This is a genomic window from Stenotrophomonas sp. STEN056 (genome assembly GCF_056759635.1).
Genome location: NZ_JBRRDL010000026.1, coordinates 39,741 through 56,061 on the forward strand (window position 1 = coordinate 39,741; position 16,321 = coordinate 56,061).

Consider the following 16,321-nt stretch of genomic DNA (forward strand, 5'->3'; position numbering starts at 1 on the left):
TTCCACGCCGCTCCAGGTTCCGACGTGAACAACCCCCTCTCCCTGGCCGCCAGCCTGAGTTCCGGCCAGCGCACCCTCATTCTGTTGGCGCTGTCACTCGGCGGCTTTGCCATTGGCACCAGCGAATTTGCCAGCATGGGCCTGATGCTGGAGATCAGCCGGGGGCTGGGAATCAGTGAAGCCCAGGTCGGCCACCTGATCAGCGCCTATGCCATCGGTGTCGTGGTTGGCGCGCCGGTACTGGCCTTTGCCGGCGCCAGCCTGCGCCGGCGCACCTTGCTGCTGTGCCTGATGGGCTTCTATGCCGCCGGCAACCTGGCCAGCGCACTGGCACCGAACTACCACACGATGCTATTGGCCCGCTTCGTCGCCGGCCTGCCGCATGGCGCCTATTTCGGCGTTGCAATGCTGGTGGCCGCCTCGATCAGCCCGCCCGAGCAACGCGGCGCTGCGGTCTCCAAGGTGCTGCTCGGCCTTTCAATTGCCATCCTGGTCGGCAATCCGCTGACCACCTGGATGGGCCAGCAATTCACCTGGCGCACGGCATTTGCCCTGGTCAGCCTGCTCGCCCTGGCCACCGTGGTGATGGTGGCCCGCCACCTTCGCCCGGACCCGAACGAAGTGCGTACCTCGCCCATGCGCGAACTGCGCGCCTTCAACACGCCCCAGGTGTGGCTGGCGCTGGCCATCGGCGCGATTGGCTTTGCCGGCATGTTCTGTGTGTTCACCTACCTGGCACCCACCCTGGTCAACGTCACCGGCATCAATGAGCGCTGGATGCCGGTGGCCGTGGGCCTGTTCGGGGTCGGCGCGATCATCGGCAACATCGCGGGCGGCAAGCTGGTCGATCGCCTGCAGTTCCGTGCCGCCGGCCTGCTGCTGGCGTGGTCGGTCCTGGTTCTGCTGCTGTTCCCGCTGGCTGCCCATTCGGCCTGGGCAATGGTGCCGGCGATCATCGCCGTAGGCACGATGGGCGCGCTGGCCGTGGCCCTGCAGACTCGCTTGATGGATGCGGCCGGCGAGGCCCAGACCCTGGCTGCCGCCTCCAACCACGCCGCGTTCAACACCGCCAATGCGCTGGGCCCGTGGCTGGGCGGCATGGCGATCAACGCCGGCTTCGGCCATGCCAGCACGGGCTATGTGGGTGCCGCGACGGCAGCAGCGGGCCTGTTGCTGTGGGGTATTGCAGTGATGTTGCAGCGCCGCCAGCATGCGCCCGCGCAATTGGCCGCCGACTGACCGTCGTGCCGAGCCATGCTCGGCAGGGGCTTTCCCGGCAAGACCAGCATCTGTAGTGCCGAGCCATGCTCGGCAGAGGCCTCATGCACACTCCAGGAATCCGCCGGAATTGCTCCAGCCGAGCATGGCTCGGCTCTACAGGGGAAAGCATCCTGTGCGCCGGACCTTGCTGGCCTCGACACCTGGCGTGCTTCGCGGCTTACGCCGCTCTTGCAAAAGCCATGTAGCCGCCCTGCTCAGCGGTGCATATCTTCGGTGGTGAAGCTCTCACCACAGCCGCATTCGGCCGCGGCGTTGGGATTCTTGAAGGTGAACGTCTCGCTCAGGCCCTGCTTGCCGAAATCGATCTCGGTGCCGTCCACCAGCGGCAGGCTGTCGGCATCCACGTAGATCCGCACGCCGTCCTGCTCGAACACCGCATCGCCTTCGCGCAGGTCCTTGGCCAGGTCGGTGATATGCCCCCAGCCGGAACAACCCGTGCGGGTGACACCAAAGCGCAGGCCCAGTGCGCCCGGCGTGGAAGCAACAAAACGCTGCACACGGGCATGGGCGACAGGGGTCAGATGAACAGCCATGATGAACGGACTCCGGCAGAATTACGGGCCAATTATAGGTGGGGGCGGCCACGTGTTTGCGCAAGCGCTGATAAATGCCTCGCCTGCCCGGGCTTACAGCCGCTAAAATCCCGCATTCACAGATCGAGTCGATCAACAGAGGATTCAAGTCATGACGGTGGTCAGCGTTGCACACGCCCTTGCCGGGAAGTTCCCGGAAGGCGGAGAAGTCACGGTTCGCGGATGGGTGCGCACGGTGCGCGGCTCGGCGGGGCTGGCCTTCGTCAACGTCAGCGACGGTTCGGGCTTCGCCCCGATCCAGGTCGTAGCTACCGAGGCGCTGGGCAATTTCGAGGACATCAAGCGCCTGACCCCAGGCTGCTCGGTCATCGCCACCGGCACGCTGGTCAAGTCGCAGGGCAAGGGCCAGAGCTTCGAAATCCAGGGCCGCAGCCTTGAAATCGTCGGCTGGGTCGAAGACCCGCTGACCTACCCGATCCAGCCCAAGCCGATGTCGCCGGAGTTCCTGCGCGAAGTGGCGCACCTGCGCCCGCGCACCAACCTGTTCGGCGCGGTCACCCGCATCCGCGACTGCCTGTCCAAGGCCGTGCACCGTTACTTCCACGAGAACGGCTTCTACTGGATCAGCACGCCCATCGTCACCACCTCCGACGCCGAAGGTGCCGGCCAGATGTTCCGCGTCTCCACGCTGGACATGGCCAACCTGCCGCGCACCGGCAGTGGCGAGATCGACTTCAGCCGTGACTTCTTCGGCAAGGAAACCTTCCTGACCGTGTCCGGCCAGCTCAACGTCGAGGCCTACTGCCTGGCACTGAGCAAGGTCTACACCTTCGGCCCGACCTTCCGTGCCGAGAACAGCCACACCACCCGCCACCTGGCCGAGTTCTGGATGGTGGAGCCGGAAATCGCCTTCGCCGACCTGGCCGAAGACGCACGCGTGGCCGAGGAGTTCCTCAAGTACCTGTTCCGTGCGGTGCTCGATGAGCGCGGCGACGATATGGCCTTCATCGCCGAGCGCGTACAGAAGGACGCCATCACCCGCCTGGAAGCGTTCGTCAACGCACCGTTCGAGCGCATCGAGTATTCCGATGCGATCACCCTGCTGCAGAAATCCGGCAAGAAGTTCGACTACCCGGTCGAATGGGGCCTGGACCTGCAGACCGAACACGAGCGCTGGCTGACCGAAGAACACGTCGGCCGCCCGGTGGTGGTCACCAACTACCCCGAGCACATCAAGGCCTTCTACATGCGCCTGAACGACGACGGCAAGACCGTTGCGGCGATGGACGTGCTGGCCCCGGGCATCGGCGAGATCATTGGCGGCAGCCAGCGCGAGGAGCGTCTGGATGTGCTGGACGCACGCATGGCGCAGTTCGGCCTGGATCGCGAGCACTACCAGTGGTACCGCGATTTCCGTCGCTACGGCTCGGTGCCGCACGCCGGCTTTGGCCTGGGCTTCGAGCGCCTGGTGGTATACGTGTGCGGCCTGTCCAACATCCGCGATGCCATCCCCTACCCGCGCGCACCGGGCTCGGCGGAGTTCTAAGGCACAACCATTGAGGAGTCACCCATGAGAAGCGAGAGAACGACAGACCCGGCGGCGATGCGCAGTGTTGGCTGTTTTCCGCTTTTCAGCCTCCTCCATTCGCGTCTGCCGCTATGACGCTGTTCTTCGCGTTGTGCTTCGTCGGTATCGCCATCGCGGGGCTGAGCGCGTTCCTGATTTTCTGGCCGCTGACGCTGGTACACATCCGCGACCGGCATCCGGCCACGGCCGCCGCGTTCGGGGCCTTTGCCTTCCTGGATGGCCCGGCGCTGCGCTGGTTGGTGTTCGGCCGCTACCGCACGTTGAATGACCGCTCGCTCAGCGGCCTGGCAACGCCCGCCCGTATCTCCCTGCTGGTGATCTGGCTGGGGCTTGGAATGGCCTTGGCGCTCTGGCTTTACTCTCTGGTACTGAAATGAACGACTTCGACACCCCCAACGACCAGTGGTGGCTGGCGCAACTCGGCAACACCCTGATCTGGGCCCGCCTGCGTGTGCGCCCGGCCGGCACCGCCGAAGTGCTGGACAGCGACGGCAACACGCTCAGCTATGACAGCGAAGACACCGCGCGCGCGCAGCTGTTCGACGCCGAGTTTGTGGCGTTCGACGGCATGGACGAAGAAGACGCACTGGCCCGCGGTTTTTCGCTGCACGAAGTGCAGCCACCTGCAGGCGACGATGACGATGCCCTGCACGGCCGCATGGTGCAGCTGCTTGGCGGCCGGGCCTGAGCCACGCCGTTGTTCAGCCCACGTGCTTTCAGTGAAAACGACCTGCACTGGCTGGATCGCCTGCTGGCACGTGATCCGTTTGTCACCGTACTGACCACCGGCGACGATGGCCTGCCCGAGATCACCCGCCTGCCGGTGCTGTACCGCCGGCAAGGGGAGCACATCGAACTGATCGGGCACTGGGCACGGGCCAATCCGCAGGCACGGCGCCACGGCGCGGCAAAGGTGTTGGTCGACGGCCCGCACGGCTATGTTTCGGCCAGTTGGTATCCGGACAAGGAAACCGCTGCACGCGTACCGACCTGGAACTACGCCAATGCGGAACTGCGCGGCCAACTGCAGCCATTCGACGACACCGACGCGCTGGCCGAGCTGGTCAGTGCGACAAGTGACCACTTCGAGGCCAGCGTTGAGCAGAACTGGCGTTTTGAGCCGGAGCGCGACGATCACCGCCGCCAGCTGCGCGGCATCGTGGGGTTCTGCTTCACCATCGAGCAGGTGCAGATCACCTTGAAGTTCAGCCAGAACCACCCCGAGGCCAACCAGCTGTCGGTCATCGACAAGCTGGAACAACAGGCTTCACCTGCTTCGCAGGAGCTGGCGCACTGGATGCGCTGGCGCCGCGACGAGGTTGCCACCGGCAACTGAAGCCTCCCCCTTTCCCGCGACGACGTGACCACCCCGGCCGCGCCTTGCACCCACCTGACGTCAGGGACATCCACCATGCAAGACATCCACAAGCTGCTGCAGAACAACCGCGACTGGGCCGACCGGATCGAGCGCGAAGACCCTGAGTTCTTCCATCAACTGGCCCAACAGCAGCACCCCGAATATCTGTGGATCGGCTGCTCCGACTCGCGCGTGCCGGCCAACCAGATCATCGGCATGGCCCCGGGCGAGGTGTTCGTGCACCGCAACGTGGCCAATGTGGTGGTGCACACCGACCTGAACTGCCTGAGCGTGGTGCAGTACGCGGTGGACCAGTTGAAGGTCAAGCACATCCTGATCGTCGGCCACTACGGCTGCGGCGGCGTGCACGCCAGCCTCAACAACACCCGTGTTGGCCTGGCCGACAACTGGCTGCGCCACGTCGGCGATGTCGCACAGAAGCATGCGGCCATCCTGGAAGCCATTGAAGAACCCGAACTCAAGCACGCGCGCCTGTGCGAACTGAACGTGATCGAACAGGTGGTCAACGCCTGCCGCTCGACCATCGTGCAGGATGCCTGGGCGCGCGGGCAGAAATTGATGGTGCACGGCTGGGTATACAGCCTGCGCGATGGCCGGGTGCGGGAAATGGGCATCGACGTCGGCAGCCCCGACGACCTGCTGCCGGCGTATGAGAAAGCGCTGTCGTACGTGCCGCGCAAGGGTAGGCGCGACTGAGTTTTGGGTGCCTGTTTTCGGCCTATGCTCGAGCCCTGCTTTTGCGGTTGAGCCCCTCAGAGGGGGTGGGGTGAGGGCTGCCTTTGGGCGTTCTTTAAAGCCCCCTCATCCGCCCCTTTGGGGCACCTTCTCCCGCTTGCGGTAGAAGGGCTGGATCAAGATCAAGATCAGTCTCAAGATCAACTTCGCAAATCAGCGTCAAGATCAACTTCGAAGGCGTCCCGCATGCTCGCAATGCCCCTCAATCTCCAAAACTGGATCGAAGAGCACCGCCATCTTCTCAAGCCGCCGGTCGGCAACAAGATGATCGAGAACGGCGACTTCATCGTGATGGTCGTCGGCGGCCCCAACAACCGCAGCGATTTCCACTGGGATGAAGGCCCGGAGTGGTTCTACCAGCTGGAAGGCGAAATGGTGCTGCGGGTACAGGAAGACGGCGCGGTACGCGACATCCCCATCCGCGCCGGTGAGATCTTCCTGCTGCCACCGCGCGTACCCCACTCGCCGCAGCGCATGCCTGGCTCGGTCGGGCTGGTGGTGGAGCGCAAGCGCCTGGAGCACGAACTGGATGGCTTCATGTGGTTTTGCCAGCAGTGCAACCACAAGCTCTACGAAGAGTTCTTCCCACTGAAGAACATCGAGACCGATCTGCCCAAGGTCTTCGACCGCTTCCACTCCTCGCTGGAGCACCGCACCTGCACGCAATGCGGCAGTGTGCACCCGCTGCCGCGTCCGGCCGCCAGCGACGCCTGAGCACAAGCGCCGGCGTCATACGGACAGGTACACTGCGGCTACATCCGTCACGTGTCCTGTCCCGATGAACGAGCTACTTTCCACTGCCCATGCTGCTGCGCTCGATGCCGCTGATCCACTGCGGCATCTGCGTGACCAGTTCCTGATTCCGCAGCACCAGGGAAGCGACCAGGTCTACTTCGTCGGCAACTCGCTGGGCCTGCAGCCCAGGGGCGCGCAGGCAATGGTGCAGGAAGTACTGGACCTGTGGGCAAGCATCGCCGTCGAGGGCCACTTCACCGGCCCCACGCACTGGATGAGCTACCACCGCCTGGTCACTGATTCACTGGCCCGTGTGGTAGGTGCGCTGCCGCACGAAGTGGTGGCGATGAACACCCTGAGCGTGAACCTGCACCTGATGATGGTCAGCTTCTACCGGCCCACGGCGCAGCGCCCGGCCATCCTGATGGAAGCTGGCGCATTCCCCACCGACCGTCATGCGGTGGAGGCACAAGTCCGCTTCCACGGTTTCAACCCTGAAACCGATCTGATCGAGGTACAGCCCGACGAACCCAACGGCACCATCTCGATGGCCGCCATCGAGCGTGCCCTGAACGCGCACGGGCAGCGTGTCGCGCTGGTGCTGTGGCCGGGCGTGCAATACCGCACCGGCCAGGTGTTCGACCTGGATGCGATCACCCGCCTGGCCCGCGCGCAGGGTGCCAATATCGGCTTTGACCTGGCCCATTCGGTCGGCAACGTGCCCCTTGCACTGCACGACGTCGCACCGGACTTCGCGGTGTGGTGCCACTACAAGTACCTCAATGCCGGCCCCGGCGCGGTGGCAGGTTGTTTCGTGCACGAGCGCCATGCACGCGATACCACCCTGCCCCGCTTCGCCGGTTGGTGGGGCCACGAGCAGGCCACCCGCTTCCAGATGGCGCCGGAATTCGTACCCGAACTCGGCGCCGAAGGTTGGCAGCTGAGCAACCCGCCGGTGCTGGGGCTGGCGCCGCTGCGCGCCTCGCTTGCCCTGTTCGATGAAGCCGGCGGTGAGGCGCTGCGCGCCAAGTCGCTGCAACTGACCGGGTACCTGGAAACGATGGTGCGCACGCGCCTGTCGCATGTACTGCAGATCATCACCCCCACCGAACCCGAACGCCGTGGCTGCCAGTTGTCACTGCGCGTCAACGGCGGCAGGCCGCAGGGGCGCTCGCTGTTCGAGTACCTGCAGGCAGCCGGCGTGCTGGGCGACTGGCGCGAACCCGACGTGATCCGCATCTCGCCGACGCCCATGTACAACCGCTACCAGGACATCCACCGCTTCGCCGAAGAAGTGGAGAACTGGGCCAACCGCAGCTGATCCAACGGAATCCTTGAGTTGACCACTTCCCCCCCACGCAGCCTCACCATCATCGGCGCCGGCCTGGCCGGCTCACTGTTGGCCATCCTGCTCTCGCGCCAGGGCTGGCAGATCACGCTTTATGAGCGACGCGGTGATCCACGCATCGCAGATTACGAGTCCGGCCGCTCCATCAACCTGGCCCTGGCCGAACGCGGCCGCAATGCGCTGCGCCAGGCCGGCGTGGAAGAGGCCGTCATGGCCCGCACGGTGATGATGCGCGGGCGCATGGTGCACCCGCGTGGCGGGGAGCCGGAGCTGCAGCGCTATGGTCGCGATGACAGCGAAGTGATCTGGTCCGTGCACCGCAAGGATCTCAACACCACCTTGCTGCAGCTTGCCGAAGAAGCCGGTGCCCGCTTCCACTTCCACCGGCGCCTGCATACGGTGGATTTCGACGCGGGTTACGCGCGCTTTATCGACGACCGCGACGACCAGGCGCACGACATCCACTTCGACACGCCGCTGATCGGTGCTGATGGCGCCGGCTCGGCGCTGCGTGCGGCGATGAACCGCAAGGCGCCGCTGGGCGAGCGCATCGAGTTCCTGGACCATTCGTACAAGGAGCTGGAAATCCCCCCCGGCGCCGAGGGCAACTTCCTGATCGAAGGCAACGCGCTGCATATCTGGCCGCGTGGCAACTACATGTGCATCGCATTGCCCAATGACGAAGGCACCTTCACCGTGACCTTGTTCCTGCCCAACCAGGGCGAGCCCAGCTTTGCCAATGTGCGTACCGGCGCCGAAGCCGAGGCGCTGTTCCAGCGTGAGTTCCCCGACGCGCTGCCGCTGATCCCCAACCTGCGCAACGATTGGGAACAGCATCCGCCGGGCCTGCTCGGCACCTTGTACCTGGAGCGCTGGCAACAGGGCGGCAAAGCAGTGCTGGTTGGCGATGCCGCGCACGCCATGGTGCCGTTCCACGGCCAGGGCATGAACTGCGCTTTCGAGGATTGCGTGGTGCTGGCCCGCGCGCTGGCCGAGCACGCCGATACCGCACAGGCGTTTGCCGCGTTCGAGCGCGAGCGCCAGCCCAACGCCCTGGCGATCCAGCAGATGGCGCTGGAAAACTACCTGGAGATGCGCGACCGCGTCGCCGACCCCACCTTCCTGCTGCAACGTGAGCTGGAGCAGGCGCTGCAGGCACGCTGGCCCACCCGCTTCGTGCCGCACTACACGATGGTCACCTTCCTGCACACGCCCTATGCGGTGGCGCTGGAGCGCACCCGCATCCAGCAGCGCATTCTTGCCGATGCCACCGCAGGCCAGGCGTCGCTGGAGCATATCGACTGGGCCGCACTGGAGCGCATCGTGCATGCGCAGCTGCCGGTCCTGGAAGGAGCCCACTGATGGCCGAGAGCTTCCTGTTCTACGACCTGGAAACCTTTGGCCAGGACCCGCGCCGCACCCGCATCGCGCAGTTCGCCGCCATCCGCACCGATGAACAGTTGCGGCAGATCGACGAGCCGGTGAGCTTCTACGTCAAACCTGCCGACGATCTGCTGCCCTCGCCCATCGCCACGTTGATCACCGGCATCACACCACAGCATGCGCTGGCCGAAGGCGTCAGCGAGGCCGAGGCGTTCTCGCGCATCCAGGAGCTGATGGCACGCCCGCAGACCTGCACGCTGGGCTACAACACGCTGCGCTTCGACGACGAGTTCGTCCGCTACGGTCTGTTCCGCAACTTCCATGATCCGTACGAACGGGAATGGCGCGGCGGCAACTCGCGCTGGGACCTGTTGGACATGTTGCGCCTGGTGCACGCACTGCGGCCGGACGGCATCCACTGGCCGCAGCGCGACGACGGCGCCACCTCGTTCAAGCTCGAACACCTGGCCATCGCCAATGATGTCCGCCAGGGCGACGCGCACGAAGCCCTGTCCGACGTAAACGCCACCATCGGCATGGCCCGGCGTTTCCGCCAGGCACAGCCGCGCATGTGGGACTACGCGCTGCGCCTGCGCGACAAACGCTATGTGAGCTCACTGCTGGATGTGGTGGCCATGCAGCCGGTGCTGCATATCTCGATGCGCTACCCCGCCAGCCGCCTGTGTGCAGCGCCGGTGCTGCCATTGGCGCGCCACCCGCACATCAACAACCGGGTGATCGTGTTCGACCTGGAGGGCGATATCGAGGCCCTGATGGATCTGCCCGTGGAAGAGATTGCCAGCCGCCTTTACACCCGCGCCGCGGACCTGCCCGAAGGCCAGCAACGGGTTCCATTGAAAGAGGTGCACTTGAACAAAGTGCCGGCATTGGCGGCATGGAATCATCTGCGCGAGGCGGACTTTGAACGCCTGGGCATCAACCCGGCCGAGGTCGAAGCCAAGGCCGACAAGCTGCGCGCGATTGGCCCGCAGCTTGCCGAAAAAGCCCGCCAGGTGTTCGCCCGCGAGCGCGTGACCGAAGGGCCGATCGACGTCGATGCGTCGCTGTACGACGGTTTCCTGGCCGAAGGCGACAAGGCGCTGCTGGCCAAGGTGCGCACCGCACCACCGGCGGCGCTGGCCGAGCTGGAACAACGCTTCCGCGACCCACGCCTGCCAGAGCTGCTGTTCCGCTATCGCGCCCGCAATCACCCGCAGACCCTGGACGCCACCGCGCGTGCGCGCTGGGACACCTACCGCCGCGGGCGCCTGCTGCAGACGCCCGGCCTGGGCGAACAACTGCTGCCGGACTACGCCGCGCAGATCGCCGCGCTGCGCGAAGAACACCACGACAATCCCACTTCATTGGCCCTGCTGGATGCACTGGATCAATGGGGCAACGACCTGCAGAGTTCGCTATGAGCCAGTATTTCAGCGATGCCAGCTTCAAGTTCCTGCGCGGGCTGGCCCGGCACAACGACAAGACCTGGTTTGCCGAGCACAAACAGCAGTACGAAGACCATGTACGGCAGCCGTTCCTGCGCCTGATCACCGACCTGCAGCCGGACTTGAGTGCGGTCAGCGAACACTTCCAGGCCGACCCGCGTACCGTTGGCGGCTCGCTGTTCCGCATCTACCGCGACTCGCGTTTTTCCAGCGACAAGACGCCCTACAAGACCTGGCAAGGTGCGCGGCTGTTCCACGAGCGCCGCAAGCAGGTTCCCGCGCCGTCGTATTACATCCATCTGGCGCCGGGCGAGAGCTTCGTCGGCGCAGGTATCTGGCACCCGGAACCGGACGTACAACGCCGCCTGCGGCAATTCATCTTCGACAACCCCGGCAGTTGGAAAGCTGCCGCGCATGCACCGGCCACGCGCAAGCGTTATGCGTTCGAGAGCAGCGAAAAGCTGGTGCGGCCGCCGCGCGGGTTCCCGGTGGATTTCGAGTTCATCGATGACCTCAAACACCGCAACTGGGTGCTGTGGCGCTCGCTGGACGACGCCACCATGACCGGCCCGCGCCTGCGCCAGACCCTGGCCAAGGATCTGGCGGCGCTCGGCCCCTTCGTTGACTACCTGTGCGCCGCACTGGATCTGGAGTTCTGAGGATCACATCAAGGTAGGAGCGGCCTTGGCCGCGAAGCCGGTATGGCTGCAGTTGCCGGATGCGTCGCAACCGGAAAAATGCGGCGGTTTCGCGGCCGAGGCCGCTCCTGCAGCTCGGCGGCATGTTGAAGACTTCACACAGCCACGCACGGTTTGCGGCAACCTTGGCAGCATCACCGACGCGGAAGCCGCCGCCATGTCCACCATCCATCACCAGATCTGGATCGACGCTCCGCTGAGTACCGTCTACGACGCACTGGCCAGCGCCGCAGGGCTGAGTCGCTGGTGGGTGCCGCATCAGCAAACGGAGCGTGAGGGCGACACCTTGATCAGCCACAACCCGGGCGCCGGCCATGGCGTGGTGGTGATGAAAGTACTGGAAACCCTGCCTGCCCACTGCGTGCGCTGGGAGGTCATCAGCCACCATCCCACGCAAAGCCCTGCCTCGGCCTGGGCCGGCACCGAAGTCCGCTTCGATCTGTCACGCCGCGCCAGCCCCGGCGCCTGGCGTGGATTGCCGCATGAAGGCGAGCCGATGACCGTGGTGGAATTCCAGCAACTGGGCTGGGATCCGGCCAGCGAGTACTACGGTTTCTGCAGCCAGGCCTGGGCCGAAACCCTGGTGCTGCTCCGCCGTTGGGCCGAGGCCCAATCCCCCCCGCACCGCTGAGCAACAGGAGCACGATCATGACGAAATGGATTGCCGCCGCCATCTTGCTGGTGGTTTTGTCGGTATGTGGCTATGTGCTGGCCGGCCCGTACCTGGCCATCCAGGGCATCAGCAGCGCCATCGAACAGCGCGACACCCGCGCGCTGTCGCGGCACGTCAACTTCCCTGCGCTGCGCGTCAACCTGAAGGCGCAGCTCAATGACTACCTGGTGCGCAAGGCTGGCCCGGAGATGCAGTCGAGCATTCTCGGCGCGGTTGCACTGGGCGTGGCCGGCAACCTCACCGGCGCGGGCGTCGACACCCTGGTCACCCCCATTGGCGTGGCCGCACTGCTGCAGGGTGACAGCCTGCTCAAACGCGCTGTCGGCGATACCGCCAACGGCGACACCTGGGGCCCGCCCTCGCCAGCCCGTCCGTTGGCCAACACCAGCGGCCGCTACGAGTCCCTGTCGCGCTTCACCGCTACCAGCACCCTGGAAGACGGCCGCCAGGTGCAGTTCGTGTTGAGCCGGGATGGGCTGCGCTGGCAGCTGACTGACATCAAGCTGCCGCTGTAGCCGCTACCGCAGGAGCGCCTTCAAGCGCGATACCGCGAAGCCTGCCGCAGAGGGAATGCCTGCGATCCAGCAATGCTGGGCTGCGGACATTTCTCACGCGGATACGGCACCCGCTTCGCGCCTGAAGGCGCGCCTGCGAGATCGATTGGCGCCGGTACGAACCGGCGCCCGCGAGACTCAGGCAATACGCCGCATGGGCTCTGCTTCGATCGTGCTGTCCGCCAGGAATGCTTCCAGCGAATCGTCCATCGCCTGCATCCACGGCGTGTGATGCGGCGGCGCCATCGTGCCGGTCAGCACCGAACGGTAGCTGCAGTTGCGGTAGCCCAGAATGTCGTCGTGCTTGTCGTGCTTCCACTGTTTGAACAGGCTCGCCACTGCTTCAACGTTGAACTCCGGATAATCGGTGGCGTTGAGCAGGTCACGCACATATGCCGTCTGGAAGTCGATGTCCTGATCGACCGACTCGGTAGCCTCCTCGCGCGCCACCCAGGTTTCGCTGTCGGCACGCATGCTGGCCGCGTCCGGCAACGCGATGCGCCCCAGAATCACGTCACGCGCGTACCAGGCCTGCGCATCGAACATGTTGAAGGTGTAGTACTGGTCCTGCATGCCCAGGTACATCAGCTTCGGGTTGTCGATCCAGAACACGCCCTTGTAGATGTCGCCGGGATACAGGCGGTTGCGCGTGCGCAGGGTCAGCGCATCGGGCAGGAACGGGAAGTGATGCTGATAGCCGGTGCATAGCACGATGGCATCCACGTCCTTGGACGTACCGTCAGCGAAGTGTGCGGTATTGCCTTCCACGCGCAGCAACAGCGGTTTTTCATCAAATGCTGCCGGCCAGTCGTAGCCCATGGGGGCGCTGCGGTAGCTGAAAGTCACCGACCTGGCGCCGTATTTGTGGCACTGCGTGCCGATGTCCTCGGCCGAATAGCTGCTGCCCACCAGCAGGATGTCCTTGTCGGTGAACTCACAGGCATCACGGAAATCATGCGCATGCAGCACACGGCCGGGGAAGCGCTCCAGGCCTTCAAAGAACGGGGCATTGGGCGTGGAGAAATGGCCTGTCGCCACGATCACGCGGTCAAATTCTTCCGAGACCAGTTCGTCCTTCTTCAGGTCACGCACGCTGACGGTGAAGCGCCCGGTCTCTTCCGAATAATCCACCCACTGCACCGCCATGTTGAAGCGGATCTGGTCGCGCACGCCGCTTTTTTCGATGCGGCCCATGATGTAGTCACGCAACACCGCACGCGGCGGGTAGGAGGCGATCGGGCGGCCGAAATGTTCCTCGAAACTGTAGTCTGCAAATTCCAGCGCTTCCTTCGGCCCATTGGACCAGAGGTAGCGGTACATGCTGCCGTGGACGGGCTCGCCGTAGGCATCCAACCCCGTTCGCCATGTGTAGTTCCACATTCCCCCAAGATCGGACTGCTTTTCGTAACAGACGATCTCCGGTACTTCTGCGCCACCTCGACGGGCGGATTCAAAGGCACGAAGTTGCGCCAGGCCGCTGGGGCCGGCACCAAGAATGGCGATACGCATGGTCATTGGGGTTGTTTCTCCTGTGTAGCTGCCGGGCGAATGAACACCACGGCACTGCGCAAGGGCGCGTGATGCGCAGCGCAGGAGAGACAATGCGTCCGGTCCCGCGCGGCGCGCGAAACACCCGGCAGCCGCCCACGGGCAGCACTGGCAAGGAGTGGCAGACTGAAACGCTACCGGCCGGGGCAAGGCCCCGTCCCTAATTCGCCGGGTGGTTGCTGTGCGGGCGGTGGGATCTGCCGCAGAGGTGCAGATCAAGCTCATGGCAGGATTGCCGCTGGAAATTGAGCCCGCGAAAGCGTCCCGATCCTAGCATGCATCCGGCAACAGGCCCTAACCCGGCGCCGGCCCGGACAGGCGAACACACGCTGCGCGCAAGCCTGAACACGCAACGCCCGGACGCAACACACCTGCAATCACGGGCCTTTGCAGCCCTGAAAGCCGCTGCCCCGACGTGCTTGCCAGGCCTGCGCCAAAGCGCGTGTTCAGTCCGGGTTTGCGACACCGTGCGGCACATGACCAGCGGCCACGTGCTGGCGGGCACTGTCGATGTTGTGCTGCGAATCATCGAAGAAGATGTCGGCGCCAAAGGCTTCCAGGAATGGGCCTTTGTGCCGCCCTCCCAGGAACAGCGCTTCATCCAGGCGCACGCCCCACTCGCGCAGGGTACGGATGACACGCTCATGCGCAGGTGCCGAACGCGCGGTCACCAATGCCGTGCGGATCGGTGCGGCTTCGCCTGCCGGAAACGCCGCCTGCAAGGCATGCAACGCCGACAGGAAATTACGGAACGGGCCACCACTGAGCGCCTCGTGCGCACGCTCGCGTTCGTGCCGCCCAAAGGCTTCAACGCCCTGCTCACGCGAAATGCGTTCGCTTTCGTCGCCGAAAATCACCGCGTCACCGTCAAAGGCGATGCGCAGCTGGGTCTTGGAGCGCCCGGTGTCGGTGGCCGCCGCCGAAGCAGCTGCCACGTCCTGCGCGCTCTGCGGCAGGATGGTGGCCGCGGCAATGCCGTTCACCAGGGCACGCCGTACCGAATCCGGGTTGGCGGAGAGGAACAGATCCGTGCCAAACGGCTTCACATAAGGCCAGGTCGGTTCGCCGGCGGTGAAGGTGGCGCGCACGATATCCAGCTTGTAGTGCTGGATGGAATTGAAGATTCGCAGGCCTGTATCAGCCGAGTTGCGCGACAGCAGGATCACTTCCACATGCGGCGTTTCCACCGGCCCGCCTTCATTCAGGGCCAGCAGCTTGCGCACCACGGGAAAGGCTACGCCGGGCTTCAGGACATCGTCTTCGTGCGCCCGCTGGTAGGCCGCATAAGCCTCCAGCCCTTCACGCTCGAACAGCGCATGCCCTTCTTCCAGGTCGAACAAGGCGCGCGAAGTCACCGCGACGGTGAGGAGCCGGGGAGTGTTGTCACCCATGAGCGATGAACCCAATGCGATCAAGGAACGGCACCCAGTCTACCCGGAAGCCGCCACGCAGCCAGCCATGCGGCCTTCAAACCATGAACTGCTCGCTGAGCATGCGTTCTTCCAGGTTGTGTTCGGGGTCGAACAACAGCGTGACCTGGCGCTCGCGCGATTCGCGGATGGTGACTTCCACCACGTCGCGGGTTTCGTGCGAATCGGCGGTGACACTGACCGGGCGCTTGTACGGGTCGAGCACGCGGAAGCGGACTTCCGTGCCGGCCCGGAGTATGGCGCCACGCCAGCGTCGCGGCCGGTAGGGCGCGAGCGGCGTCAGTGCGATGGTGTTGGAGCCCAGCGGCAGGATCGGGCCATGCGCGGAGTAGTTGTAGGCGGTACTGCCCGCTGGCGTGGATACCAGCACACCGTCGCAGATCAGCTCCTCAACCCGCTGCTGGCCATTGAGGTCAATGCCGATGTGCGCGGCCTGGCGTGTCTGCCGCAGCATCGAGACATCGTTGTAGGCCAGTGAGCCGGTGGTGGTGCCCGATTCGGTCAGGGCGATCATTTCCAGCGGACGCAGGTGCGCCGGCTCGGCCTGCGCCAACCGCTCGATCAGGTCATCTTCGCGGTGGTGGTTCATCAAAAAGCCCACGGTGCCAAGCTTCATGCCGAACACCGGCTTGCCCTTGCCACCATGGCGGTGCAGGGTCTGCAGCATGAAGCCGTCCCCGCCCAGCGGGCAGATGACATCGGCATCATCCGGATCATGGTTGCCATAACGCGCGGACAACAGCGCGCGGGCCTGCTGTGCGGCCTCGACGGTGCTTGCTAAAAAGGCAATTCGGGGGGACACGGGAGTCTTCGGGTTCGGCTCAGATGCCGAGGATAACCTGCTGGTGCTGGAGCAACAGCTTTCCCCTGCTTTCCCCCTCTCCCCAACCCCACACCCCCCCCAGGAGAGCGGGACGAGATCAAGCAACTTTAAAAATATATATGCAAACAAGCATAAAAACCCCAAAACCAAGCCGGACAGGCGTTGGGGG

General features: G+C 64.8%; 17 protein-coding genes. 13 read left to right on the forward strand and 4 right to left on the reverse strand.

The features are described 5' to 3' along the window. Positions 1 to 135: 135 nt before the first annotated feature. Entirely contained in the window at positions 136 to 1,239 is a 1,104-nt protein-coding gene (locus tag ACVOLO_RS13545) for an MFS transporter (RefSeq protein ID WP_481570852.1), read from the forward strand. Between the two features lie 236 nt (positions 1,240 to 1,475). Here the strand turns inward: ACVOLO_RS13545 and ACVOLO_RS13550 are convergent, their stop codons facing one another. Further along, positions 1,476 to 1,814 (reverse strand): HesB/IscA family protein, encoded by a 339-nt coding sequence (locus ACVOLO_RS13550; RefSeq protein WP_481570834.1) that lies wholly within the window; start codon positions 1,812 to 1,814, stop codon positions 1,476 to 1,478. Between the two features lie 151 nt (positions 1,815 to 1,965). On the opposite strand from ACVOLO_RS13550, the gene asnS reads away from it, so the two are divergent. From asnS to ACVOLO_RS13610, 12 genes are all read left to right on the forward strand, one after another. Continuing rightward, positions 1,966 to 3,360, forward strand: a complete 1,395-nt coding sequence (asnS, locus tag ACVOLO_RS13555) for an asparagine--tRNA ligase (protein ID WP_481570835.1) — start codon at positions 1,966 to 1,968, stop codon at positions 3,358 to 3,360. Positions 3,361 to 3,473: 113 nt separating this feature from the next. Further along, positions 3,474 to 3,779 (forward strand): hypothetical protein, encoded by a 306-nt coding sequence (locus ACVOLO_RS13560; RefSeq protein WP_481570836.1) that lies wholly within the window; start codon positions 3,474 to 3,476, stop codon positions 3,777 to 3,779. Then, on the forward strand, positions 3,776 to 4,090 hold the full coding sequence (locus ACVOLO_RS13565) for a hypothetical protein (protein WP_481570837.1): 315 nt from the start codon (positions 3,776 to 3,778) through the stop codon (positions 4,088 to 4,090). The genes ACVOLO_RS13560 and ACVOLO_RS13565 overlap by 4 nt, the downstream gene beginning before the upstream one ends. A gap of 9 nt (positions 4,091 to 4,099) precedes the next feature. Beyond that, positions 4,100 to 4,738, forward strand: coding sequence for an FMN-binding negative transcriptional regulator (locus tag ACVOLO_RS13570; RefSeq protein WP_481570838.1), 639 nt, complete (start codon positions 4,100 to 4,102; stop codon positions 4,736 to 4,738). 75 nt (positions 4,739 to 4,813) lie between these two features. Next, positions 4,814 to 5,476, forward strand: a complete 663-nt coding sequence (gene can, locus ACVOLO_RS13575) for a carbonate dehydratase (RefSeq protein ID WP_481570839.1) — start codon at positions 4,814 to 4,816, stop codon at positions 5,474 to 5,476. Positions 5,477 to 5,701: 225 nt separating this feature from the next. After that, on the forward strand, positions 5,702 to 6,229 hold the full coding sequence (locus ACVOLO_RS13580; RefSeq protein ID WP_481570840.1) for a 3-hydroxyanthranilate 3,4-dioxygenase: 528 nt from the start codon (positions 5,702 to 5,704) through the stop codon (positions 6,227 to 6,229). A 64-nt stretch (positions 6,230 to 6,293) separates the two neighbouring features. Beyond that, positions 6,294 to 7,571 carry a kynureninase gene (kynU, locus tag ACVOLO_RS13585; protein ID WP_481570841.1) on the forward strand — a complete coding sequence of 426 codons (1,278 nt, stop codon included), beginning with the start codon at positions 6,294 to 6,296 and terminating at the stop codon, positions 7,569 to 7,571. 18 nt (positions 7,572 to 7,589) lie between these two features. Then, positions 7,590 to 8,960: an FAD-dependent oxidoreductase gene (locus tag ACVOLO_RS13590; RefSeq protein ID WP_481570842.1), complete on the forward strand. Its 1,371-nt coding sequence runs from the start codon at positions 7,590 to 7,592 to the stop codon at positions 8,958 to 8,960. Beyond that, on the forward strand, positions 8,960 to 10,402 hold the full coding sequence (gene sbcB / locus ACVOLO_RS13595; protein ID WP_481570843.1) for an exodeoxyribonuclease I: 1,443 nt from the start codon (positions 8,960 to 8,962) through the stop codon (positions 10,400 to 10,402). The genes ACVOLO_RS13590 and sbcB overlap by 1 nt, the downstream gene beginning before the upstream one ends. Beyond that, positions 10,399 to 11,085 (forward strand): DUF2461 domain-containing protein, encoded by a 687-nt coding sequence (locus ACVOLO_RS13600; RefSeq protein WP_481570844.1) that lies wholly within the window; start codon positions 10,399 to 10,401, stop codon positions 11,083 to 11,085. The genes sbcB and ACVOLO_RS13600 overlap by 4 nt, the downstream gene beginning before the upstream one ends. A 25-nt stretch (positions 11,086 to 11,110) precedes the next feature. Beyond that, on the forward strand, positions 11,111 to 11,755 hold the full coding sequence (locus ACVOLO_RS13605) for an SRPBCC family protein (RefSeq protein WP_481570845.1): 645 nt from the start codon (positions 11,111 to 11,113) through the stop codon (positions 11,753 to 11,755). Positions 11,756 to 11,772: 17 nt separating this feature from the next. Next, a complete protein-coding gene (locus ACVOLO_RS13610; protein WP_481570846.1) occupies positions 11,773 to 12,312 on the forward strand; it encodes a DUF2939 domain-containing protein in 540 nt (179 codons plus the stop codon). Positions 12,313 to 12,489: 177 nt separating this feature from the next. Here the strand turns inward: ACVOLO_RS13610 and ACVOLO_RS13615 are convergent, their stop codons facing one another. The 3 genes from ACVOLO_RS13615 to ACVOLO_RS13625 form a co-directional block, all read right to left on the reverse strand. After that, positions 12,490 to 13,866: an NAD(P)-binding domain-containing protein gene (locus ACVOLO_RS13615; RefSeq protein WP_481570847.1), complete on the reverse strand. Its 1,377-nt coding sequence runs from the start codon at positions 13,864 to 13,866 to the stop codon at positions 12,490 to 12,492. Positions 13,867 to 14,345: 479 nt separating this feature from the next. Next, on the reverse strand, positions 14,346 to 15,290 hold the full coding sequence (locus ACVOLO_RS13620; RefSeq protein WP_481570848.1) for a 5'-nucleotidase: 945 nt from the start codon (positions 15,288 to 15,290) through the stop codon (positions 14,346 to 14,348). A 76-nt stretch (positions 15,291 to 15,366) separates the two neighbouring features. After that, the gene (locus ACVOLO_RS13625) at positions 15,367 to 16,131 is read right to left on the reverse strand and encodes an NAD kinase (RefSeq protein ID WP_481570849.1); all 765 of its coding nucleotides are present in this window, start codon (positions 16,129 to 16,131) and stop codon (positions 15,367 to 15,369) included. Positions 16,132 to 16,321: the final 190 nt, after the last annotated feature.